The 21831-nt window shown below is 68.0% G+C and carries 22 protein-coding genes; 8 read left to right on the forward strand and 14 right to left on the reverse strand.

What is annotated here, in order from left to right:
- Positions 1-101: 101 nt before the first annotated feature.
- Entirely contained in the window at positions 102-530 is a 429-nt protein-coding gene (locus ABZ297_RS22855) for a hypothetical protein (RefSeq protein WP_355349513.1), read from the forward strand.
- On the opposite strand, the gene ABZ297_RS22860 is transcribed toward ABZ297_RS22855, so the two are convergent.
- The 3 genes from ABZ297_RS22860 to ABZ297_RS22870 are packed head-to-tail and all read right to left on the reverse strand — an operon-like array spanning position 416 to position 2436.
- The gene (locus ABZ297_RS22860) at positions 416-1141 is read right to left on the reverse strand and encodes a S8 family serine peptidase (protein WP_355349516.1); all 726 of its coding nucleotides are present in this window, start codon (positions 1139-1141) and stop codon (positions 416-418) included. The genes ABZ297_RS22855 and ABZ297_RS22860 overlap by 115 nt on opposite strands.
- A gap of 18 nt (positions 1142-1159) precedes the next feature.
- Positions 1160-1573 carry a DUF4190 domain-containing protein gene (locus tag ABZ297_RS22865; RefSeq protein ID WP_355349519.1) on the reverse strand — a complete coding sequence of 138 codons (414 nt, stop codon included), beginning with the start codon at positions 1571-1573 and terminating at the stop codon, positions 1160-1162.
- A 14-nt stretch (positions 1574-1587) separates the two neighbouring features.
- Positions 1588-2436 carry a S41 family peptidase gene (locus tag ABZ297_RS22870; protein ID WP_355349603.1) on the reverse strand — a complete coding sequence of 283 codons (849 nt, stop codon included), beginning with the start codon at positions 2434-2436 and terminating at the stop codon, positions 1588-1590.
- Between the two features lie 295 nt (positions 2437-2731).
- On the opposite strand from ABZ297_RS22870, the gene ABZ297_RS22875 reads away from it, so the two are divergent.
- Together ABZ297_RS22875 and ABZ297_RS22880 are read left to right on the forward strand one after the other, a co-directional pair.
- Positions 2732-4708 (forward strand): sugar transferase, encoded by a 1977-nt coding sequence (locus ABZ297_RS22875; RefSeq protein ID WP_355349522.1) that lies wholly within the window; start codon positions 2732-2734, stop codon positions 4706-4708.
- 201 nt (positions 4709-4909) lie between these two features.
- Entirely contained in the window at positions 4910-5389 is a 480-nt protein-coding gene (locus ABZ297_RS22880) for a YcxB family protein (protein WP_355349525.1), read from the forward strand.
- 3 nt (positions 5390-5392) lie between these two features.
- Here the strand turns inward: ABZ297_RS22880 and ABZ297_RS22885 are convergent, their stop codons facing one another.
- From ABZ297_RS22885 to ABZ297_RS22905, 5 genes are all read right to left on the reverse strand, one after another.
- A complete protein-coding gene (locus ABZ297_RS22885) occupies positions 5393-6871 on the reverse strand; it encodes a GMC oxidoreductase (protein ID WP_355349528.1) in 1479 nt (492 codons plus the stop codon).
- Positions 6872-7144: 273 nt separating this feature from the next.
- Positions 7145-7654: a carboxymuconolactone decarboxylase family protein gene (locus ABZ297_RS22890; protein WP_355349530.1), complete on the reverse strand. Its 510-nt coding sequence runs from the start codon at positions 7652-7654 to the stop codon at positions 7145-7147.
- Positions 7651-8730 carry a dihydrodipicolinate reductase gene (locus ABZ297_RS22895; protein WP_355349533.1) on the reverse strand — a complete coding sequence of 360 codons (1080 nt, stop codon included), beginning with the start codon at positions 8728-8730 and terminating at the stop codon, positions 7651-7653. The genes ABZ297_RS22890 and ABZ297_RS22895 overlap by 4 nt, the downstream gene beginning before the upstream one ends.
- Positions 8731-8782: 52 nt before the next feature.
- Positions 8783-9952: a CU044_5270 family protein gene (locus ABZ297_RS22900; protein WP_355349536.1), complete on the reverse strand. Its 1170-nt coding sequence runs from the start codon at positions 9950-9952 to the stop codon at positions 8783-8785.
- Complete coding sequence (locus ABZ297_RS22905) at positions 9949-10482, reverse strand: sigma-70 family RNA polymerase sigma factor (protein ID WP_355349539.1); 534 nt, start codon at positions 10480-10482, stop codon at positions 9949-9951. The genes ABZ297_RS22900 and ABZ297_RS22905 overlap by 4 nt, the downstream gene beginning before the upstream one ends.
- Positions 10483-10827: 345 nt before the next feature.
- On the opposite strand from ABZ297_RS22905, the gene ABZ297_RS22910 reads away from it, so the two are divergent.
- Positions 10828-11814, forward strand: a complete 987-nt coding sequence (locus tag ABZ297_RS22910; RefSeq protein ID WP_355349606.1) for an NAD-dependent epimerase/dehydratase family protein — start codon at positions 10828-10830, stop codon at positions 11812-11814.
- Between the two features lie 163 nt (positions 11815-11977).
- Here the strand turns inward: ABZ297_RS22910 and ABZ297_RS22915 are convergent, their stop codons facing one another.
- The 5 genes from ABZ297_RS22915 to ABZ297_RS22935 form a co-directional block, all read right to left on the reverse strand.
- Positions 11978-13174, reverse strand: coding sequence for a cytochrome P450 (locus ABZ297_RS22915; RefSeq protein ID WP_355349542.1), 1197 nt, complete (start codon positions 13172-13174; stop codon positions 11978-11980).
- Between the two features lie 253 nt (positions 13175-13427).
- Positions 13428-14189, reverse strand: a complete 762-nt coding sequence (locus ABZ297_RS22920; RefSeq protein ID WP_355349544.1) for an ABC transporter permease — start codon at positions 14187-14189, stop codon at positions 13428-13430.
- Positions 14186-15010 carry an ATP-binding cassette domain-containing protein gene (locus tag ABZ297_RS22925; RefSeq protein ID WP_355349547.1) on the reverse strand — a complete coding sequence of 275 codons (825 nt, stop codon included), beginning with the start codon at positions 15008-15010 and terminating at the stop codon, positions 14186-14188. The genes ABZ297_RS22920 and ABZ297_RS22925 overlap by 4 nt, the downstream gene beginning before the upstream one ends.
- Positions 15010-15423, reverse strand: a complete 414-nt coding sequence (locus ABZ297_RS22930; RefSeq protein WP_355349550.1) for a DUF1048 domain-containing protein — start codon at positions 15421-15423, stop codon at positions 15010-15012. Before ABZ297_RS22930 ends, ABZ297_RS22925 begins: the two co-directional genes overlap by 1 nt.
- A 2-nt stretch (positions 15424-15425) precedes the next feature.
- Positions 15426-15596: a PadR family transcriptional regulator gene (locus ABZ297_RS22935; RefSeq protein WP_355349609.1), complete on the reverse strand. Its 171-nt coding sequence runs from the start codon at positions 15594-15596 to the stop codon at positions 15426-15428.
- Positions 15597-15850: 254 nt separating this feature from the next.
- Between ABZ297_RS22935 and ABZ297_RS22940 the strand changes: the two genes are divergently transcribed.
- Positions 15851-16282, forward strand: a complete 432-nt coding sequence (locus tag ABZ297_RS22940; RefSeq protein ID WP_355349553.1) for a hypothetical protein — start codon at positions 15851-15853, stop codon at positions 16280-16282.
- A gap of 55 nt (positions 16283-16337) precedes the next feature.
- On the opposite strand, the gene ABZ297_RS22945 is transcribed toward ABZ297_RS22940, so the two are convergent.
- A complete protein-coding gene (locus tag ABZ297_RS22945) occupies positions 16338-17462 on the reverse strand; it encodes an FAD-dependent monooxygenase (protein ID WP_355349556.1) in 1125 nt (374 codons plus the stop codon).
- A gap of 62 nt (positions 17463-17524) precedes the next feature.
- On the opposite strand from ABZ297_RS22945, the gene ABZ297_RS22950 reads away from it, so the two are divergent.
- From ABZ297_RS22950 to ABZ297_RS22960, 3 genes are all read left to right on the forward strand, one after another.
- Positions 17525-17977 (forward strand): MarR family transcriptional regulator, encoded by a 453-nt coding sequence (locus tag ABZ297_RS22950; protein WP_355349559.1) that lies wholly within the window; start codon positions 17525-17527, stop codon positions 17975-17977.
- 381 nt (positions 17978-18358) lie between these two features.
- Positions 18359-19696 (forward strand): serine/threonine-protein kinase, encoded by a 1338-nt coding sequence (locus ABZ297_RS22955; RefSeq protein WP_355349612.1) that lies wholly within the window; start codon positions 18359-18361, stop codon positions 19694-19696.
- Between the two features lie 366 nt (positions 19697-20062).
- Positions 20063-21535, forward strand: a complete 1473-nt coding sequence (locus ABZ297_RS22960) for an Ig-like domain-containing protein (RefSeq protein ID WP_355349562.1) — start codon at positions 20063-20065, stop codon at positions 21533-21535.
- The last annotated feature ends 296 nt before the right edge of the window (positions 21536-21831 follow it).

The raw sequence follows: 21831 nt of genomic DNA on the forward strand, positions 1-21831 counted from the left end.
AGCAAAAGAACAGTTATCCTCGCATGTATCCCCACAAACTCTGACGTCGCGAACCGTGGCACCCGCAGAACAAGGGGCGCTCCAGTTCGAAAGGTTGATCAATGAACAACGACGCCGTGTGGGTCCGAGGCGTGACAGGCATCCAACTGCACCACACCACAGACCTCCAGGACGCCAGCCGATTCCTGGGCAACGCGCTGATGGCGCTGCGCGCCGCGCACGTCCGAACCGGCGACGACCGCTACTCCGACCTCGCCGCCCAGCTCAAGACCATGGCGGCGGAGACGCGGACGCTGGAGTCCCAGGCCCGGGCGCGCATGCACGGGCTGCACTCGGCCGATCCCGAGCAGTTCGTCCGCTGCCGCGAAGGCGAAGAGCCCTGGCCCGACGAGATCCAGGCGGGGTTCGTCCCGCGTCACACCTGCCAGGACCAGTGCCTGTACCACGACCACGACGTCCTGGACGCCATCATGCAGTGCACCTGCGGGCAGCCCCCGTGCCGCGCGTGCGTCATCGGCGGCGCACCGTAAGACGCACCGCAGACCCGGTCTCCCCTGCCCGCCACGATCGAGGCGACGTGGGTGCCATGGCCGAGGGTGTCGCGGATGTCGGGGTCGTCGCTGAAGTTCCGCGTCTGCGCCACCGCGTCCTTCAGGTCCGGATGGTTGACGTCGATGCCGGAGTCGAGGACCGCGACGGTGACGCCCTTGCCTGTCAGGCCCTGGTCCCAGGCCTGCGGGGCGCCGATCTGCTTGACGCTCTGGTCCAGCGAGTAGGACCTGCGGCCGTCCAGCCCAAGCTTGGTACGGCCCGCGACCAGGGCGCGGGCGCCGCCGCCTGTCAGGTCCTTCCACGTCTGAGCGGCGTTCGCCTTCGGCACGCGCGCCGCACCCATCCCGAGACTGGAGAGCTGCCGGACCCCTTGGGCGCCCTGCGGCGCGAAGGCCGCCTGCCCGGCGGTCCCCTGAGACAGGACGGGGATGTCTGACCTGTCGGCGTCGCCGTACCTCCAGGCCAGCAGCTGGGTGACGTCGAACAGCCGCCGGTCCAGCGCTCCCTGGGCGATCAGCGGCATGGCGTCCGCCTCACCGTGCCGCGCAGGTGTCATCGGCGGCGCGCCGGGTGGGTGGACGTGACGCACGCTCCCCCACCCAGCGCCCTAACTGCTGATCAGCCAATAGATCGTGACCAGCAGCCCGACGCAGCCGAGAAGCAGACCGACCGTCGCGATCTTGTTGCCGCTGTAGACCCCGGTCTTGATCTCCTTCCTTGCCTTGTGTCCCGTGACAATGGCCGCGACGCCGAATATTCCGTAGGAACTGAAGCCCCCAAGGGGCAGGAGTACACAGGACAGGACCACTGCCACTATCCCGAACGCCAAGCTGGCCTTGGCGAGCCCGGAGGGCACTGGAGGACGAGGAACCGGCCGCGGCGGAGCCCCCTCATAGGGGAAACCGTACGGCACGGTCCCTGGTTCCTCGGGCTGAGAAGGGGGATGGGTCACCCGAACAGCTATAGGCCAGGAAACGTACGCGATCAAGTCCCCACTTGTGCGGCGCCGAGACCACAACACGTTCCCGCGCAGGCCTACAGCAGTTCGAGCGCCCTGGCCACGCCCGGGTCCCGTCCGGTGGCCAGATCGAGGGCGGTCATGGGGGCGTAGTGGTCGACCGGCACGCCGATGGTGTCGATGATCTCGCGGGCGGGGCCGAGGTGCCGGACCATGGGCAGCAGCAGGACGCTGCCGTCGTCCAGGAGGTACCCCCGGGACGGGCCGGAGACCGCTCCGGCGGTGCGGGTCCCGACGAGAGTGCCCAGGCCGTTGTCCCTGACGGCGGCGCTGAAGTCCTCGCAGGCCGACGCGCACGCACGATCGGTGAGGACGACCAGCGGGAGGCCGAGCAGCGGCACGCTGTCGTCGGTCCGGTTGGGCACGCACTCGCCCTTAAGCGGGCAGAAGTAGCTGGTGATCTTGCCGTGCGCGAACGCGCCGAGCAGCCGCGTCACCTCGCGAGGCGACCCGCCGCCGTTGCCGCGCAGGTCGAGGACGACCGTCTTCGGCTTGTCCTGCAGCTCGGCGATGACCTGGTCGGCGGCTCCGTCGAAGAAGCCGGGCAGCTGGATGTAGGCGACGCCGCCGGGGAGTGTCTTCGACGTCACCGCCGGGGGCTGCAGCGTGAGGGGGCCCGCCTTGAGCTCGACGGTGCGGGTCCGTCCCGCCGTGGGACGCTTGAGCGTGAGGTTCACCGTGTCGGAGGCGAGGGCGTCGGCCACCGCCTGAATCACGGTGTCGCCGATGAAGGCCGGCACGCCGTCGGCCTTGACGACGATGTCGCCGGGTCTGACGTCGGCCTTGGCGGCGGGGCTGCTATGACCGGCCGCGACCTGTCCGGGGTCCTGTCGCGGCTCGGACTGGACTCCAGCCCCGGCCGACACCTCGCTCAAGCCGGAACGTGGCTCGTCGACACCACAGCCGCCCGGATGGCGCCGGTACGGCGAAGACGTCGCCACCGCACACGACCTGCCGTTGGAAGCCATGCCTCCAGGTCGCAGCGACCGACCCAGGCTGTGGTGCTAGCCGCCCGCCACACCTGACAGATTCACGCGGTCTGGGCCCCTTGCGTTCGAGGACGGCGCCCCCATTGCAGCCTTCGGCGAACCTTGTATGATCTTGACGGTTTTTCTGACAGATCAACACCATCGTCGGCAACGCTCGCTGGGGTCGCCAACCATGCTGGAAACCGGTTTCACAGCCAAACTCTGGACGGGAGCCGGGAGTGGCGTCCAGGACGCGGCGAATACCCTGAGGCTCGGCGTGGACGCGTTCTGCGAGGCGATGAGCGAGCGGCCGTTCGGGCGTGACGATCTGGGCCGAGCCCTGTACGAGGGCGACCGGGCGCGGAAGGCACCGGGCTTCGTGGGGCTGCGCGACGCCCTGCTCGACGATCTGGTCGGGACGGTGAATCTGCTCCAGGGCATGGCCGCCGGGATGGTCGACGCCGGTGTCACCTACCACAGGGCGAACAGCGCGACCATGGATGGCCTGGAAGGCCGACGGTCCCTTCAGCTCTCATCACCCGCGACGTTGGCGGATATCAAGGAATATCGGCCGGTGATCGAGGGCGGCAAGCTGCCCTCGACGATCCAGCCGCCCAATTTCGTGCAGCAGGCGGCGTGGTTCTTCGAAGCCATTGGTTTCGGGTGCGCCTACCCTGACGGCGACATCGGCAAGGTGAACCAGCTCCGCGAGGCCGCGCTGACGATCGGCCGCGTGATCGATCATGTGACAGATCAGGTCGATCACCATGGGGGGCGGGTGGGCTCGTCAGGGCTCGGACCAGGCACGGAAGGGTTCATGGAGGCCGTAAGAATGGTTTCCGGCCCAAAAGGGCTGCTGGAGGAGCTGAAGCGGCAGTCGGCTCAGCTCGCCGACTACTGCCAGACGGGGATGGACGCGATCTCCAAGGCGGAGCGGCACTACCGGGCGGCCGCCGCCTTCGTGGTGGCCTTGTGGTACGCGGCGACCGTTCTCGGCCCCCATCTCGACGCCGGGGTGGCGGCGATCATCCGGCTGGAGGGGCGGGCACTGCAGATCACCTTGCGGATCATTCGCGAGGCGGCGCTGGGCATGGCGTTCACCGGTGGGCTGGACGTGATCGACCAGCTGTTCGCCACCGGTAATGTCGATCTGAAGGAGCTGCTCCAGGCGTCATGGCACGGGGCGGTCGCCGGCGGCCTCATGGGCGGCGCGCACGGCGCCCTGCCCTCACTTCTGCGCAAGGGCGGGCCGCTGCTGACCGGTCTGGCTGCGGCGATGGAGAAACCTGGCTGGGAAGGGGTCTTCTCCCGCCTCCTCGTCGGTGGGGCGGTGGGCACCACCGCCATGGCGACGGCCGGATTCACGAGCGGGGACGGCTGGGACTGGAAGCATGCCGCGCAGGCCGGCTTCGGCATGGCTTTCCTCGGCACCGGGACGGAACTGGCTGGCAAGGTATTCCGAGCCGGTCGGCAGCGTTGGACCCCCGAGGTGGCGCTGCGCCTGCCATGGGAACCTTTCCCCAAAAAGGGACTGCAGTGGCTCCAAAGTCCCGAGAAAAGATGGATGGAATTCAAATGGGCCATGGCGTTCATGCCGCTCGCCGCACCCGTGGCCAGCTTCACAGCGTTGCTGAAGTTCGCCGAGGACGGCAAGAGCCCCTTCATGACGCAACTACGACGCGGCAAAGATGGCGAACTTTTCAAGATGTGGAAATTTCGCTCGATGAAGAGCGCCGATGGCATGGATTCCAGCAAGGGCTCCTCCGATGTCCGGGTCACAAAATTTGGCAAGCACATGCGAGCAGCCGGATGGGACGAACTTCCGCAGTTGCCGCAAGTCATCGGCGGGAAGATGACGTTCATCGGACCCCGTTCCCTGGTGCAGGCGACACATGACGAAATGGCGCGCGATCTGAACCCGCAAGTCAACCGCACATGGACAGACGGCAAGAATTCGTCCGTTCCGGGGATGTGGAGCCACTTCGGTTTCTACAAAGAATACTTCGGCTTCGAGGCGGCTTCGCCAGAGTTCAACAGACTACGGGGGAGGCTGGATAACTGGTATTTCAAGCACGCCGATGAAACGATCGACCGGGAGCATTTCCGGAAGGAGTTTCGGAAGATGATGAAGGCCTGGGGTTCCGTGATGACGGGGAGAGGGAAAGACTGATCTACGACAACCGGTGGGTTCGGTTGGAGCCGGCTGCGACATCGGCGCCCTGGCCCAGTACGGCAGCCACCTGAACCGTCCAGGGCGGCCGCTCGCCGTCCGCAGGCGCACCGCGAGCCCCTCGCAAGCCGCTCGTGCGCGGCGTTGCGAGGGGGTGCGGCGCCCTGCATGATGGACGGCACATCAGACGAAGGCGGCACAGTGGACTTCACGGTCAGCTATCGACCCACTCCCGACGAAGTGGCACGGGCACTTCAACAGGGCACGAAGCGGCAACTGAAGGTCTTCTATCTGGCGCTGCCGGCGGTCCTGGTGGTGTCGGGTCTCGTCTGCATCCTGGTGGACTCCATCGGCCTGGGTGTCGGCATGTTCGCCGGCGCGGTCGCGTTCCCGCTCGTACTCACCTGGTCGATCGGCCGGGCCGCCAAGCGACAGCTCACCTACCTCTGCGTGCCCACCACGATCCGGGTGACCGACGACGGCTACGAGTGCCGAACCGAGCAGTCCAGCACGACGATGCGATGGCCGTTGTTCGGACGTATTGTGATCGGCCCCGAGTTCTGGCTGTTCTACGTGAACAAGCAGTGCGCGGGCTTCCTCCCCAGGCGCGCCTTCAACAGTGAGCAGCAGGCCGAACTCGACGCCTTCCTCACGTCCCGCCAGAAGACAGAGGTCGCTTGATCGTCACAGGTCGGTGGCTATGATCTTTTCGATGTTCCGTTCGGCGAGCGCCGTGATGGTGACGAACGGGTTGACGCTGGTGTTGCCGGGGATCAGCGCGCCGTCGATGACGTACAGGCCGGGGTAGCCGGCGAGGCGGCCGTAGTTGTCGGTGGCCTTGTTCAGGACGGCGCCGCCGAGCGGGTGGTACGTGAGGTGGTCGCCCCAGATCTTGTAGATGCCGAAGAGGTCGGTCCGATAGATCGTCCCCTCCTTCGCGTTGATCTTGTCGAAGATCGACTTCGCCATGTCGATGGACGGCTGCTTCCAGGACGTCTGCCAGCTCAGCTCGACCGCGCCCGTCGCGGCGTTCCAGGAGAACTGGGCGCGGTTCGGGTTCTTGGTGATCGACAGGTAGAACGAGGCGAAGGTCTCGATCCCGGTGGGCAGCGGCGCGACCTCGGCGAACGCGCCCCCGGCGGCCCAGTTGTCGATGCCGGAGCAGGGGATGGCCGACTGGAGGCTGCCGGTCGGGTCCCACAGGTGGTTGGCGCGGCCGCACATGACGTTGCCGTTGTCGCCCCACCCCTTGCCGACCTCGTCGTTCAGGTTGGGGAGCGCGCCGGTGGCCTTCAGCCTGACCAGCAGCTTGCTGGTGCCGACACTGCCGGCGGCGAAGAACACCCTGTCCGCGGTCACGGTCTTGGTGGCCGTGGTGTCGCCGTTGGTGTTGATCTGGTCGATGACGACGGTGTAGCCGCCACCGGACGCCGGAGCGACCGAGGTGACCTTGTGCAGCGGCGAGATGGCGACCTTGCCGGTGGCCCCGGCCTGGGCGAGATACGTCTTCTGCAGGGACTTCTTGCCGTAGTTGTTGCCGTAGAGGATCTCGCCGGCCAGCGCCGACTTGGCGACGGCTCCGGCTTCCTCCTGCTTCATGTAGTTCCAGTCGTACACGTCGGGCACGAAGACGAACGGGAAGCCGGAGCGCTGGGCGTGCTTGCGGCCGACCCGGGCGTACTGGTAGCAGGAGGTGGTCTCGAACCAGGCCGGGTCGATGGTGCCGACTCCGAGGCCGGCGTTGGCGCGCGGGTAGTAGACGTTGTACATCTCGTCGGCGTTCACCGACGGGAGGATGGCGCCGAAGTTCTCCCGCTTGGGGGTGACGGCCATGCCGCCGTTGACCAGCGAACCGCCGCCGACGCCACGACCCTGGTAGACCGTGATGCCGCTGAACTCCTCGGCGTCCAGGATGCCGGTGTAGCGGGGGATGTCCCTGTCGATCGGGAAGCCGAGGAAGTAGTTGAGCGGCGCCTTGGTCCTGGTACGCAGCCAGTAGGAGCGGTAGTCCGGCTCGCGGGTGTTGCAGAAGATCTTGCCGTCGGATCCGGGGGTGTCCCAGGCCATGCCCATCTCGATCATGTGCACGTCGACGCCCGCCTGGGCGAGACGTAACGCGGCGACGGAGCCGCCGTATCCGGTGCCGATCACCAGGGCGGGCACGTGGGCCCCCGTGGCGATCGGAGCGGCCGCGGGGACGGCCCGCGCCTGGGCCGCCGTGGCGCGACCTCCGAGGGCCGCGACTCCGAGGAGAGAACCGGTTCCAGTGATGAATCCACGGCGTGAAACGCCTTTGCTGCCAGTACCGCCCGAGGTGCTCATGGAGTTTCCTCGCTCTCGACGACATGAGACTCAGCGACATGAGACTTAGCGATATGAGACTTAGCGACATGAGGCTCAGCGATATGAGACTTAGCGATATGAGAAACGTGCTCGCTACGCGTCGGTCCGCCTGACGGAGGGGGTTGGGCCGCTGGACAGCACGCACACGGTGTCCAGGCCCAGTACGTGGTTGAGCCGGCCGAAGGCCAGCCAGGCGCCGATGCTCATGCTCAGCTCCACGATCTCGAGCTGGCTGTAGTGCGCGGTCATCCGGGTCCAGAACTCGTCGTCGAGGCCGTGGTGGTCCAGGACGTACCGCTCGGCGTACTCGGCGGCCAACCGGGTGCGGTCGTCGAAGGAGTCGGTGGTGCGCCAGTGGGTGACCGCGTCGGCGAACCCGTCCTCGACCTTCTGCCCGTCCCGTTCGGTCCGCCAGTCGAGGCAGAAGGCGCACCCGTTGATCTGCGCGACACGCAGCCGCGCCGCCTCGAACTCGCGGAGCCCGAGGGTCGTGTGGGCGTACACCGACAGCGAGAACGTCGAGGCGGCGACCCCGATGCCGGGGACCATCTCGCCCCACACGTACTCGATCGCGTCCCTGCCCTCGGGGATGTCGATCTTCATGGTCGTCTCCTTCCGAGTTTGCCGACTGCGGGCCGCAGGGGGACGTCCAGCGCGTCGTAGAGCCCGGGTTCGGCGTCCACGAGCCAGTCGATGGCGCCCACCAGCCGCCCGACCGCGGTGGCGTTCCCGCCCGCGGACCGGTTGCCGCCCTCGTCGGTGGCCTCGACGGTGACCTCGATGCGCGGACGCCCCTCGATGATCACCCGGTGCGCCCCCTCGCCGTTGGGTGACACCGGCCAGTCAGGCGCGCAGGACGGGTGGACGCGCGTGACGTGCTCGATGACGATGCGGGGTTCGCCCTCGACAACGCCCTGCACCTCGAACCGCACCGCGCCCTGGGTGCCGGCCTCGAACTCACCCATCGTCGGCGTGCTCACGGTGGAGTCGAGCGCGCGCCGGTCCACGGTCTCGCGGATCTCGTCCAGCTCGACGCCGAGGGCCCTGGCCATCAGCCGCACCTGCCCGCCCCACACCATGGACGGGACCGTCGGCGCGATCATCGGCGGCTCGTAGTCCATCGGCTGGCCCATGCCGACCAGGTACCGGACCGAGTCGGCCTGGTCGTAGGTGGAGTAGTCGAAGATCTCCTGGCAGCGGATCACGTCCACGGTGGCGCCGAGTCCGCTGATCAGCAGTGGCAGGACGTCGTTGCCCCAGCCGGGGTCCACGCCGGAGACGAACAGCGAGCCGCCGCCGTCCGCGATGGCGGCCAGCACCGGTTCGCGCAGCTCAGGCGGGGCGTTGCGGTGGTCGTAGAGCGCGTACAGCGAGGGGGTGACGACCACGGCCCCGGCGCGGATCGCCCTGACGATGTCGGCGAGCGCCTCGTCGGGGCGGATGTCGCCGGACGCCGCGTACACCACGGCTCGGGGCCCGGCGGCCAGCACCGCGTCGACGTCGCCGGTCGCCGCGACTCCCAGCTCGTGGCCGAGGCCGCCGAGATCGCCCGCGTCTCGTCCCACCTTGTCGGGGTTGTGGACGAGCACGGCCGCGAGTTCCAGCACCGGGTGGGCCTCGACCGCGCGGATGGCCGCGCGGCCGACGTTGCCGGTACCCCAGACCACGGTGGACACCATGACCGGAGCGTAGCAAGCGCTTGGTTAACTGCATAGCTCCATTCTGCCGCGATCACTCACGCCTGGCGGGCAGCGACGGCTTGGCGTCCGTCCAGCCCATCTCCTGGTAGGCGGTGAAGGAGGTGACCTTCGCGCTACGACCGCCGACGAGCTCGACCGTGGTCGCCGACCAGCTCGCGAGCGGCAGACCCGTCTCCGGGTCGATCACGTGTATGACGTCGTAGACGTTCTGCCGTGCGCTGTCAGCGTCCACCTGGTAGCCGATCGCCTCGCCCGTACGGCCCAGCGGATCCGTCACCCTGCCCAGGGACTTCATCCCGGGCAGGCCGGCCAGGATGCGATAGGCGGAGGCGCGGACGGCGGGCGAGACGGGCAGGCCGAAGACGATCTCCATGCAGCCCCCCTGCAGGGCCGCCTCCCGCCATTGCGGATCGTTCCCCCAGCGGCCGTTGGCCCGGTCGGTGATGCGCTGTTCGAGGTAGGCGCGCAGCTCCTGCTCGCCGCTCGGGATGCGGGAGATCTCGTCCCAGGTGACGAGCTCCTTCGTCAGCGACCCTCCCGAGTTCTTCCACTTGCCGCGCAACCGCGAGCCCACCTTCTCCTCCGCGGCGGCCCGCACCACCTCCCCCGAGTTGACCCCTTCGTACCCGGTCATGTTCATCGGGTACTTCCACCGGGTGGGCGCGCCCGCCTTGCGCCAGGCGGCCTCGTCCTCGTCCGTGAGCGGCTTCGCGCCGAGATACCGCGTGACCCACCAGCTCTGCGCCCCTGGCCGGCGCGCCAGCCACTCCTCCTTGGAGAAGCGCCGCCTGATGACGTAGCCGCGATCAGGCGAGATCGCGTCCCTGCCGGAGATCGTGGACGTCCGCCAGTACGCGCCCGACGTGGGCGCCTTCAGCACGGCGGACGCGGCGGCGAGCAGGATCCGCTGCGCCGACGGCTCCGCTGTCGGCAGAGCCGAGGTCGACGTGGGGTGCGTGACCTGCCCGTCCGGTGTCGTCGCCGCCGTGGCCACCAGCGCGGTGACGGCGGCCAGGCTCGCCGCCACCGCCAGCCACGGCACCGGCCCGCGCAACCTCCCCGTCCACCGCCTGCCGCCCCGCCCCGGCGGCTCGGACATGATCGAGTCCAGCAGCGCCCGGGCCCCCGCTCCGGACGCCTGCCCAGCGGGGTCGCCGCCCAGGTCGTCGTCGTGCACTCTCGCGAGATCGGTCAGGTTCACAGCGCGGTCCTCTCGAAGAGCGGAATGTCGATGCCGGCGTCGGCCAGGGCACGCGCGAACCGCCTGCGCGCCCGGTGCAGCCGGACGCGTACGGCGTTGCGCGTGATGCCGAGCGTGCGCGCCACCTGCTTGGTGTCGAGCTGCTCCCACGCGACCAGCGACAGCAGCTCCCTGTCGTCGTCAGACAGACTCCTGAAGGCCCGGCCGAGCTGCGTGTACTCGGCCGCCGACGGGCCGGTGAGCGCGTTGGAGGCGTTCAGCTGCTCGCGCAGCGCGGCGGTGCGCTGCTCGTGCCGTCGCTCGCCGCGGCGGTGGTTGGCGAGGGCCCTGCGTGCCACGCCGTACAGCCAGAGCCTGGCCTCGTCGCCCGGCGGAACCTCGTCGATGCGCCGCCACGCGGTGGCGAACGTCTCGGCCACCACGTCGGCCGCGTCATCGGGATCCTCGCAGCGCCGCAGGACGTACCCGAGGATTGGGCGGTAAGCGTGTTCGTATATCTGCACGAACCGGCCGTGGGGGTCTGAACCCATGCGGCCTCCTCACTTGGATCATCGGTCACCCCATCCCATGTCCGGAATTCCGGCAGCATTACTGACCGCAGCTCAGCCACCCCGACAACCCTGCACCTCGACGAAGAAGACCCCAGCAGCGGAAGAGCCGTGCCCCACAGACCGCTGTCGATTCCTGCACCATGGAGAGGTGACTGCCCCCAGCTGCCCCAGTTGTTCCGGCGAGGTCCTGCCCGTCCTCTTCGGCCGAGCCGGTGCGCGACCGAGCGAACTCGAACCAGTCACATCGGTCCGCTGTCAGCGAATCGGGTCCGCTGTCGGTGAACCCGCCTTGGGCGCTCGGTGTTCGCGTGCTTGGGTGCCGGGATGGAGATCTTGATTCTGGGTGGGACAGCATGGGTGGGCCGGGAGCTGTCGAGGCAGGCGATTGAGCGCGGTCACCAGGTGACGTGCCTGGCCCGCGGCGAAAGCGGACAAGTCGCGGACGGAGCGAGGCTGGTGGTCGCCGACCGGCGAGAGCCTTCGGCGTACCGACCACTGCTCGACCGCGAATGGGATGCGGTCATCGAGGTGTCCTGGCAGCCCGGCTTCGTTCGCGGGGCGCTCGATGCACTGGGCGGCAGGGCCAGGCACTGGGCCTATGTCTCCTCTGTCAGCGCCTACGCCTCCCATGCCACGCCTGGTGCGGACGAGTCCACATCTCTGCTTGCTCCGACCGACCGAAGCGAGGTCGACCGCGCGTTGTACGGCGAGGCCAAGGTGGCCTGCGAGCAGGCGTCGACGGCGGTGGTGGGCGACCGCCTGCTCATCGCGCGCGCTGGTCTCATCGGCGGTCCGGGCGATCACAGCGGACGCTCCGGCTACTGGGTGGCACGCGCCGCACGCGATCCGCACGGGCCGATGCTGGTTCCCGACGCGCCGGCCAGGCCGACACAGGCGGTCGACGTGCGGGACCTCGCCGCCTGGCTGCTCGACGCCGCCGAGATCGGGAGCATCGGCACATTCGACGCTGTCGGTCCGGTGGTTCCGTTCGGAGAGTGGATCGAGTTGTCCCGTGTTGTTGGTGGGCACGTCGGTCCGGTGGTCACCGCCGGGTCGCCGTGGCTGCTGGTGAATGGTGTGGCCGAGTACATGGGGGTCGAGTCGCTGCCGATGTGGCTGGTCGAGCCGGGCTGGGAGGGGTTCTCGGCCCGGAACGGGGCTGCTGCGCGCGCTGCGGGGCTCCGTCATCGACCCCGGGCGGAGCTGCTGGCCGACACGCTGGTCTGGGAACGCGAGCAGGGTCTGGATCGGCCACGACGTGCCGGCCTCAGCACCCAGCGCGAACGCGAGTTGCTGGACGCTCTCGGCTGACGGTCGTGGCCTGACACGACCAAGACCAGGAACAGGGCGGATTCCGTCAACTCACCCTGAACACCGACATCTGCCCCTGCAACCGACAAGCGCTTTCAAGAAGCGGCACGCGCGTGGCCGTGCCCCCTTCCGGAACCGCGCCCCGGCGCCACCCGGACGGCGGTCACACGTCCCAGGTGACCGGGAGGCTCTTGACCCCGTAGATGTCCGCGATCTCCGGGCGCAGGGCAACCTCTTCAGCCGGTACGGCCAGCCGTAGTGTGGGGAAGCGGTTGAGCAGCGCGGGAAGCGCGACCCGCATCTCGACGCGGGCCAGCTGCTGGCCCAGGCACTGGTGGATGCCGTGGCCGAAGGCCAGGTGCCCGCCCTCCTGCCTACGCAGGTCGAGCACGTGGGGGTCGGTGAAGCGCTCGGGGTCGCGGTTGGCGGTATTGTAGGACAGGGCGACCGTGGTGCCGGCCTTGATGGTCTGGCCGCCCAGCTCGACGTCCTCCAGCGCCGTCCTGAAGAAGCCCTTGAGGACGCTCAGGTACCGCAGCAGCTCCTCCACGGCCGGTTCGGTGAGCGCGGGATCGGCGCGCAGCGCGGCCAGCTGCGCCGGGTTCTGCAGCAGCGCGAAGGTGCCCAGCCCGAGCATGTTCGCGGTGGTGTCGAACCCGGCCGACAGCAGGATCAGAGCCATCCCCCGCAGTTCCTCGTCGGTCAGGTCGCTGTCCAGCAGGTCGCTGAGCACGTCGTCGGTGGGGTTGGCGCGCTTGGCCGCGACCAGCTCGGCCAGGTACTGCTGGGTGGCGGTGTAGGCCGCGATCAGGTCCTCGTCGCTGGTCTCCCCGCTGAGGAAGGTGTCGATCTGCTCCTGAAAACGGCCCCGGTCCTCGTACGGCACGCCCAGCAGCTCACAGATCACGATGGCCGGGATGGGCTTGGCGAACGCGGTCACCAGGTCGGTGGGAGGTCCGGCCTTCTCCATGGCGTCCAGGTGCTCGGCGGCGATCTGCTCGACGCGCTCGGTGAGCAGCCGCATCCGCCGTACGGTGAACTTGCCCACCAGCGGTTTGCGGTAGCGGCTGTGCTGCGGCTCGTCCATCATGAGGAACTCGCCGGGCGGCGCCGGGGGGATCTCCATGCCGGTGACGTCGATGGTCGGGTGGCTCATGAGCTCCTTGCGCGAGCTGAACCGCGGGTCGGCCAGGACCGACCGGACCAGGTCATAGCCGGTGATCAGCCAGCCTTCCCTCCCGCCGGCGAAGGGCAGCCGGCTGATGGGGCCGTGCTCGCGGGCCTCGAGCAGTTCCTTGGGCGGGTCGAAGGGGCAGCCAGGCTGACGCGCGGTCGGCAGCGCGTTGATGGTGTGTTCCATGGTCATTCCTCTCGTTGACCTGGATTCAATTCGCGATATTACGTGTTTGTCGCGGCTCGAAAGCTACGAGGCATTCAGAACTTCTGTCAGCCGAAGGAAGTGCACTTAGGCCGACAATCAGGGCTGGATGGGCAGTGACGCCGCATGCGGCGGAGTCGCGATGCGCGCCGACAAGCTCGCACGCAACTACCCGGCCGCGATCTGTCTCTCCGCCACGCTGATCTGGATCAAGACAGACTCCATCAACACGGCCCTAGGAGATCTTGCGGCGGTAAGTGGCCATGGCGAAGGCGTAGGCGACGATGAGGATGCCGACACACCAGGCGAGGGCGGTCCAGATGTCGGTGCCGACCGGCTGCTGGGTGAACAGGGCGCGGACGGCGTTGACGATGGAGGTCACCGGCTGGTGCTCGGCGAAGAGGCGCAGCGGGCCGGGCATGGTGGCGGTGGGTACGAAGGCCGAGCTGAGGAACGGCAGGAAGATGAGCGGGTAGGAGAACGCGCTCGCGCCTTCCATGGTCTTCGCGGACAGACCAGGGATCACGGCGATCCACGTCAACGCCAGGGTGAACAGGATCAGGATGCCGGCGACCGCGAGCCACGCCTGCACCCCCGCCCCCGAGCGGAAGCCCATGAGCAGGGCGACGAGCACGACGACCACGAGCGAGATCAGATTGGCGACCAGCGAGGTCAGCACGTGCGCCCACAGCACCGACGAGCGCGCGGTCGGCATGGACTGGAAGCGCTCGAAGATGCCGCCCTTCATATCCATGAACAGCCGGAATGCGGTGTAGGCGATGCCCGAGGCGATCGTGATGAGCAGGATGCCGGGCAGCAGGTAGTTCACATACGAATCCGACCCTGTGTTGATCGCGCCGCCGAACACGTAGACGAACATCAGCATCATGGCGATCGGCATGATCGCGGTCGTGATGATGGTGTCCGGGCTGCGCGCGATGTGGCGCAGGGATCGTCCCAGCAGGACGGCGGTGTCGCTGAAGAAATGCTTGCTCATCGTTGTTCCTTACTCCTCCGCGGCGACGCCGCGGTCGCAGCCGGGTGTTCGCCGTTCTTGCCGCCGGCACCGACGAGCGTGAGAAAGACGTCCTCGAGGGTCGGCTGCTTCTCGACGTATTCGACCTTGGCGGGCGGGAGCAGCTGCTTGAGCTCGGTCAGGGTGCCGTTCACGATGATCCGCCCCTCGTGCAGGATCGCGATCCGGTCGGCGAGCTGTTCGGCCTCGTCCAGATACTGCGTCGTGAGCAGCACCGTCGTACCCTGCTGGGCGAGTTCCTTGACGGCCTGCCACACCTCGATGCGCGCCTGGGGGTCCAGCCCGGTCGTCGGCTCGTCGAGGAAGATGACCGGTGGATTGCCGACCAGGCTCATGGCGATGTCGAGGCGGCGGCGCATGCCACCCGAATACGTCGACGCCTTCCGCCCGCCCGCATCGGTCAGCGAGAAACGGCGGAGCAGATCATCCGCGATCTTGCCCGGATTCTTGAGGTGCCTCAGCCGGGCGACCAGCACGAGGTTCTCCCGCCCGCTGAGGATCTCGTCGACGGCCGCGAACTGTCCGGTGAGGCTGATGGACTCCCGCACGTCCGTCGCCTGCGTGGCGACGTCGAAGCCGTTGACGCGGGCAGTCCCCGCGTCGGCCTTGAGCAGCGTGGACAGGATTCTCACGACCGTGGTCTTGCCCGCCCCGTTCGAGCCGAGCAGGGCGAAGATGCTGCCTCGCGCCACGGCGAAGTCCACGCCGCGCAGCACCCGCAGCTCCTTGTACGACTTCTCCAGACCTTGCACCTGGATCGCCTGGGCTTGCTGTGCCGTCATCAGATGGTCCTGTCTTCTTCTCCGGTGTCTTCGCCGGCAGCGCGCTCGATGGCGCCGATGAATCGGTTCCGCTCCCGGGTTCTCCACTGCCCCACCGGGTAGTTCTGCGCGAACGCCTCGACAAACTCCACGGGGTCCGCCCCGAAGATCTCGCGGATCGGGGTTCCGTCCGCCGCGCTCTGTTCGAACAGATCGGCAAGGTCCTCGTACATCGACATCGCGCCGGCGCCGTCCGCCGGCCCGAGGAGCATCAGATACCGCTCCAGCGCCTCGGCCGCCGTGCGATAGTTCTCGGGAAGCTGGCTGATGCGCGCCTTGTGCTGCCGGTAGCGCCGTTTGTCCTCGAGCGGCCCGGTGACGATCTCCAGGTACTGCGAATAGCGGCTCTTCGACTCGTTCGACCCTGTGGGCATGTCTACTTACCTCCTTTGCGGAGCTGTTCGAGCCTCTCGGCCAGGAAGCTCCAGGTCCTCCAGAACTCTTCGAGGCACTCCCGCCCCTGAGCGTTGAGGGAGTACACCTTGCGCGGCGGCCCCTTCTCGGACGGGACCTTCTCCACATCGACGAGGCCGCGCTGTTTTTTCAGCTACTCGGTGTTGCTGACTACCGGTACAAAGTAACACTGACTACCAGTACATAGCAACAACGAGTAGCTGAGGCGCAAGCCGAGACCGCAAGCGTGTGGATGCAGGCGACCTGATCACTGCTCGTAGGCGAGCCCGCCACCATCCCCTCAGGGGACGACGAGCTGCGTCAACCCACCGAAGAGTTCGAAACGTTGGCCGCCCAGAACCCGGTTGGGATAGAACTATCCGGATCAGCTCTGGAGGTCCCCCTGCGATGTCGGCCGATTCACAACCACAGCCCCGCGCGATATCCAGGCAGGCCCGGCCATGGCGGCTCCAATCGCAGGGCTACGTACTGCTCCTGGGAGGACTGGCCGCCGCCACAGCCATCGCGCTGATCAACGCCGCCCGGCTGGGCGTGCCAACGCAGGGCAGGGCGGCCATTGCCGGCGCCGGGCTTCTCGGGCTGCTTTGCGACGTCGTTTCGGCCACGAGTCTGCCGGTGGGGCCGCATCTCGCGGTGGTGCTGTCGTTGTCGCTTCGCCTGGCAGTCCACGTCGTCCAACTGGGAGAGCAGAAGCCGTACGACCTGGAGAGCCGGATGTTCTTCCGGGGTGACCACGGCTCCATGTGGCTGCCCGGTGCGACCGCGATCGCGATCGGAGGGCCGCTTGAGTACGGCGCGCTGGTCATGATCGTGGGCTGATGGAAGCCTTCCAGCGAGGGCGACGGCCCCGGGGAGACGGCGTGGGGCAGCGGGATTACACGGCGGACGCCGTAAGGCGGTTGCTGAAGCGGGCGAGCATGGTGGTCTGGGACGTTTCGGGGAACAGTCGGCCGATCACCGGCGGGATGCGCCAGTTGGCGGGACTGCGCCTGGCCAGCCGGGAAACCAGAGATATGTGCGGATAGCGGGCCTTCTCGTAGGCGCGCAGCCATACCACCGGATCGTCGCCGCCCTTGGCGAGCTCGCGTCCGAGCACCCACACGTCCTCGAGGGTCTGGTTGGCGCCCTGCCCCAGCGTGGGCGGCATGGTGTGGGCGGCGTCGCCGACCAGGGTGATGCGGCCCTCCCCCCACACCTGGCGGACCTTGTTCCAGTGGTGCCCGAAGAAGCCGAGGTCGTCCTCGGACGCGCCGGCGAGCACCTCGGGGACGGGCGACGCCCAGTGCCCGAACCGGCGCCTCAGCTCGGCCAGCGGTGCGGCGGGCCGCGGATCGGCGGGTGACCAGCGCACGTCGAACCACCACTGCAGCAGGCCGTCTCCGGCGGACATCAGCCCGCACGCGCCCTCTCGCCCGGTGATCATGAGATGGAGAGTCGAGCGGGCGAGATCGATGTCGATCGGGCTGAGCCCCTGCCACGTGCCGAAGGTCGCCGGCCGGACCGCACCCTCGCCCCACAGGCAGCGCCGCACCACCGAGTGGTGGCCGTCAGCTCCGATGAGCAGGTCTCCCGTGGCCGTCGTCCCGTCGCTGAAGGTCGCCGTGACCCGGCCACGGTCCTGAGTCACGCTCTGGCAGCTCATGCCGTAGCGGACGAGGTCGTCGGGCAGCCCGTCGGCCAGGCGGCCCAGCAGGTCGCGGCGGGAGATCGCCTTGGTCGCGAAGCCGAAACGGTCGGCCGCGTGGGCCAGGTTCATGCTGGTACGCAGCCGGCCGTCGGAGGTGAGCGCGTCGATCCGGTCGATGCGCCCGCCGACACCGTCCAGGCTGACGCCGAGATCACTCAGTACGGCGGCGCCGTTGCTGAAGATGGTCACCGCCGCACCGCCTGTCCGCCGGGCCGGAGCCTGCTCGAAAACCCGCACCCGGTGACCGGCGGCCAGCAGGCTGCGCGCGGCAGCCAGACCACCCACCCCGGCGCCAATGACAAGAATCTCCATATCTCCTCCAATTCGGAGTATCTCCGATTTGAAGATACATCGTAGTGGAGTAGGTTGGAAAAGTGGCCAACAAGCACCCGGAAGAGGACATCTACCGCGAGTTCCTGATCGCGGTCCTTCTGCACAACGAGACGGTCGCCGACCGGCTCGGCCTGCAACCCGTCGACGTCGCCGCCACCATCCTGTTGGAGATGCGCGGACCACTCGCCGTAGGGGCGATCTCCGAGGAGCTTGGACTGCCCTCCGCCTCGACCACCCGCCTGATCGACAGGCTGGAGAAGGCGGGCTACGCCCGACGGGTGCGCGGCGAACGTGATCGCCGCACGGTCACCGTGGAGCTGGTCGAAGGCGGCATGGACGGTTACTACGCCGCCTCCGGGGCGTCCAGGCGGCACTTGGAGGCGATCAGCGCGCACTACGCGCCGGAACAGGTGCCGATGCTATTGGGCCTGTTCAGCCGCGTCGGCGAGGCCTACCGATCGGCCACCAAGGAACTACGAGAGAACGCGACCTGACCCACCCCGACGCCTCTCCACCTCGTCAGGTGGTGCCACGAGGAAGGTGGCGACGCGGTCACGTTCGGAAGCGACGCCCACGAGCCGTCAGCCGTCGCCCTCTCCATCGTCCAAGCCATCGCCACCGCCCACGACGCCACCGTCACCGCGACCAGCAGCACCCCGACCGGGAGGACCGATCACCGACAGGTCTCCGATGTGAAACGAGTGCGGTGGTCACGGTGGCGCGTGGTAGGGCCCGCGCCGCCATCGGTGTGCTTTCGGGCGGGTAACCCACGGAGGCCGCGCCTGTTACCCATCCTGTCAAGCGAGCGGGCACAGTGCTCATGCCGGTGGTTTACTTTGATCAACTGTCGTGCTGGCGAGGCGAGCGGGGTGGACATGACATCGGCGCGGGCCGGTCACGTGGTGGGCGGACGGTATCGACTGGTCGCCGAACTGGGGTCCGGCGGTTTCGGACGGGTCTGGCAGGCCCGTGACGAGACCCTGGACGTCGACGTGGCCGTCAAGGAACTGCGGCTGCTGCCGGGGATGTCACAGGCCGAGCAGGCCGACCGGCTGGCGCGCGCCACGCGTGAGGCCCGCAACGCCGCCCGGTTGCGCAAGCACGAGAACATCGTCGCCATCCACGACGTCGTCGTCGAGGGCGGCCTCCCCTGGATCGTCATGGAGCTGATCGACGGCTGCTCGCTGGACGAGCACATCAAGGCGCACGGACCGCTGCCGGTGGACAGGGCAGCGAACGTCGCCGTGGCGCTGCTGACGGCGATCGGCGCGGCGCACCAGGAAGGAATCGTGCACCGCGACATCAAGCCGGCCAATGTCATGCTGGCCACGAACGGGAAGGTCCTGCTCACCGATTTCGGGATCGCGGTCCACAACACCGACACCACTCTGACCGCCACCGGGATGTTCGTCGGCTCGCCGGAGTACATGGCCCCCGAACGGCTGCACGGCACCGACGGACTCCCGACCAGTGACCTGTTCTCCCTCGGCGCGACCCTCTACCAGGCCGTCGAGGGCGTCTCGCCGTTCCGCCGCCACACCCAGCCCGCGACGCTGACCGCGGTTCTGCTGGAGGAGGCCCCGGCGCCGCAACGAGCCGGGCGGCTCACTCAGCTCATCACCCGGCTGCTGGACAAGGACCCGGACCAGCGGCCGACGGCCGCAGAGGCGCTGACCATGACCGGTGAGCAGCCGCCCATTCATGTCCACATGCAGCGCGACACCAAGCTCCTCGCAACCCGGGAAACCCCGACGACGTGGCAGCAAAAGGCCGTCGCGGTGATGATCGCGATCATCGCCGCACTCGGTGTCGCCGGCCTCACGAACGTCGGCGTCGCCTCGGACCGCCTCTTGAATTATGTGGACCACGGCGACCTCAGCGGTTTCGCCGTGTTAGCCGTCCTCGTCGTTGACGTCTGTCTCGTCGGTTTACTGTGTGCCGCAATCGCTCGCTTCGTACCGCCGGTCGCCGGCCAAACCGTCACCGTCATCGTCGGTGTGGTCGGATTCCTCTTCGGTGGCGGCGCCACCGGTTTCGCCTTTGACGGCGTCGCCCAGATTCTCCTGCACTCGGTGATGCCCCAGGAACGAAAGTCCGCTGCGTCGATCTCGCTGCTCGTGATCACCATCATCGTTCTCATCTCGGCCGGCTGGGCCTGGGAGTCCTGGAAGTCGCGACGTCCGAGTCTCGACTCGACGGAAGCCCGGCAGTAACAAATCTCGCCGGTCCCGTAACGCTCCCATTCGGCGGCGCTCAGGGGCCTTGCGCGGACGCACACCGCGGCGGCCTCCCAGCCAGACTCGACGGGTTCCTCGCCACCGCGCACCGTCGAGCATCAGCACCTTTCGGGTGATCGCAGCGCCCCGAGCGGAGGGCCGACCACCCTGGACGCTGAGCACCTACTCATCGACAGGAAATCCTGAACGACTCCACCCGAACCCGTCCGAACCAAGGCTCGGTGCGGCGCGACACGAAGATCACGCGAGACAACACGTAGCGCAGTCGACCGGATGCACAGAGTAGCGTCCCTCTGGAGTCGATCTACGAGGCCGTCCCTCATGACTGAGTGGGAGTCAGTGTTGATTTCGCAACGATCCAGATCCGCCCTCACCGCCCTAACCTGTGCCCTGTCGGCGCTGCTGGCCGCATCGGGGACGCAGTTGGCGACCGGTACCGCTGCGCACGCCGCCTCCACCGCACGACAGGCCGTCACGCGAGCCGCCGTCACGCCGTGTGTCCGGCAGGGGCAGACGACCTACCCTGTCAGCTACTACTGGAAGAACGCACTCGGCATGCAGCTGGGCAGCGGGTCCGTCTCGGTCGACACCTCCCCATCCCTGTGGGGCGGACAGATCGCGCCGGGCAGCACCTTCACCCTCACGCTGACGCACCGCACGACCCGGTGGCCGCTGCTGGTCACCCGCTACACCACCACCTGGGACCTGTCGTCGCTGCTGGCCAACGCTGACGTCGTCAGCGAGTCCGGAGCCGGCAGCATCAGCGGCAACACCCTGACGATCCCCTCGTCAGGCACCAAGACCGACCCACCCTCGAAGGTCATCACCTTCCGGGTCAGGCAGGGCACCATCGGGAACAGCATGACCATCCGGCCGACCGGAATCAGCAGCGTCATCGCCGCCCCGGGCCAGCTCGGAAACAACACGCCAGCCCCCCCGATCCAGATCGTCAGCGGGCAGTCCATCTCGCCCACCAGGGCTGCCGACGACACCGCCACCACCAAGCAGGACACAGCCGTCAGCGTGCCCGTGCTGGCCAACGACACCGCCACCGCACCGACGATCAGCAGCGTCACCCAGCCCGGCAACGGCACCGCGACGATCTCCGGCAACAACGTGATCTACACACCCGCCGCAGGCCTCAGCGGCACCGACACCTTCACATACACCATCACCACCGCCTGCGGAACCAGCACCGCCACGGTCACCGTCACCGTCACCTGCGCCTACAAACCGGTCAACCTGATCAACGGCAGCTTCGAGACACCGCCCGTGTCCGTAGCCGACTGGAACATCCCTGACGCCTCCACCAACCCGAGCGTCGGCTGGCACACCACCGCCAGCGACAACAAGCTGGAGTTCTGGCAGGGCGGCGCGAGCGGGGTCCCGGCAGCAGACGGCCGGCAGTTCGCCGAACTCAACGCCAATCAGGTCTCCACGCTCTACCAAGATGTGCCCACCGTTCCGGGAACACCGATGACCTGGTCGCTGTACCACCGAGGCCGCCTCGGTACCGACGTGATGCGGGTGCTCATCGGCGCACCAGGCTCGACCGTGGCTCAGATCCCTGCCGGGGCCTCCTCCCCGGACATCTCCGACGACAACACCGCCTGGGGCTACTACACCGGGGTGTACGTCGTCCCTCCGGGACAGACCGTCACACGATTCGCTTTCGAGTCGGTGTCGGCTGCGGGGGGCAGCCCGACGGCCGGCAACTTCCTGGATGGCGTGGCATTCGCAACACCGCCCTGCCTGCCGATGACGACGAACGCGGCGAAGGGGGGCAGATCCCTGGCTGCACACAGTGCAGAATGACCGGCCAGTGACCCGCTACCGACCAGATCCTTGACGATCACGCACAACACCCGGCCGAGGGCCGCGCGGACAGAAACGGACTAGCTGCCAAAGCTCCTGTGCAGCGATCATCACCACCCCTGCTGCACAGGAGCAGCACAGTCAGGCACACCCGGGCGGCCCCCATCGTCGGCTACACCGCTGGGAGCGCAGCCCCGTTGCCCGATGGCAAATGGGACGTCCCCCGTTCACGTCGTCGCCGCCTCTACCCGAATGACCTCGGCTTCTACGAGCCCTGGGACGGCTCATACGACACC

The organism is Nonomuraea sp. NPDC005983, from assembly GCF_040614375.1.
Lineage (GTDB): Bacteria > Actinomycetota > Actinomycetes > Streptosporangiales > Streptosporangiaceae > Nonomuraea.

Excerpts from the sequence above, each read along its gene's own strand:
- ABZ297_RS22855 (WP_355349513.1), top strand. The coding sequence starts at position 102 with ATGAACAACGACGCCGTGTGGGTCCGAGGCGTGACAGGCATCCAACTG.
- ABZ297_RS22875 (WP_355349522.1), top strand. The coding sequence starts at position 2,732 with ATGCTGGAAACCGGTTTCACAGCCAAACTCTGGACGGGAGCCGGGAGT.
- ABZ297_RS22890 (WP_355349530.1), bottom strand. The coding sequence starts at position 7,654 with ATGAAGATCGACATCCCCGAGGGCAGGGACGCGATCGAGTACGTGTGG.
- ABZ297_RS22895 (WP_355349533.1), bottom strand. The coding sequence starts at position 8,730 with ATGGTGTCCACCGTGGTCTGGGGTACCGGCAACGTCGGCCGCGCGGCC.
- ABZ297_RS22905 (WP_355349539.1), bottom strand. The coding sequence starts at position 10,482 with ATGGGTTCAGACCCCCACGGCCGGTTCGTGCAGATATACGAACACGCT.
- ABZ297_RS22910 (WP_355349606.1), top strand. The coding sequence starts at position 10,828 with ATGGAGATCTTGATTCTGGGTGGGACAGCATGGGTGGGCCGGGAGCTG.
- ABZ297_RS22915 (WP_355349542.1), bottom strand. The coding sequence starts at position 13,174 with ATGGAACACACCATCAACGCGCTGCCGACCGCGCGTCAGCCTGGCTGC.
- ABZ297_RS22920 (WP_355349544.1), bottom strand. The coding sequence starts at position 14,189 with ATGAGCAAGCATTTCTTCAGCGACACCGCCGTCCTGCTGGGACGATCC.
- ABZ297_RS22925 (WP_355349547.1), bottom strand. The coding sequence starts at position 15,010 with ATGACGGCACAGCAAGCCCAGGCGATCCAGGTGCAAGGTCTGGAGAAG.
- ABZ297_RS22930 (WP_355349550.1), bottom strand. The coding sequence starts at position 15,423 with ATGCCCACAGGGTCGAACGAGTCGAAGAGCCGCTATTCGCAGTACCTG.
- ABZ297_RS22940 (WP_355349553.1), top strand. The coding sequence starts at position 15,851 with ATGTCGGCCGATTCACAACCACAGCCCCGCGCGATATCCAGGCAGGCC.
- ABZ297_RS22945 (WP_355349556.1), bottom strand. The coding sequence starts at position 17,462 with ATGGAGATTCTTGTCATTGGCGCCGGGGTGGGTGGTCTGGCTGCCGCG.
- ABZ297_RS22955 (WP_355349612.1), top strand. The coding sequence starts at position 18,359 with ATGACATCGGCGCGGGCCGGTCACGTGGTGGGCGGACGGTATCGACTG.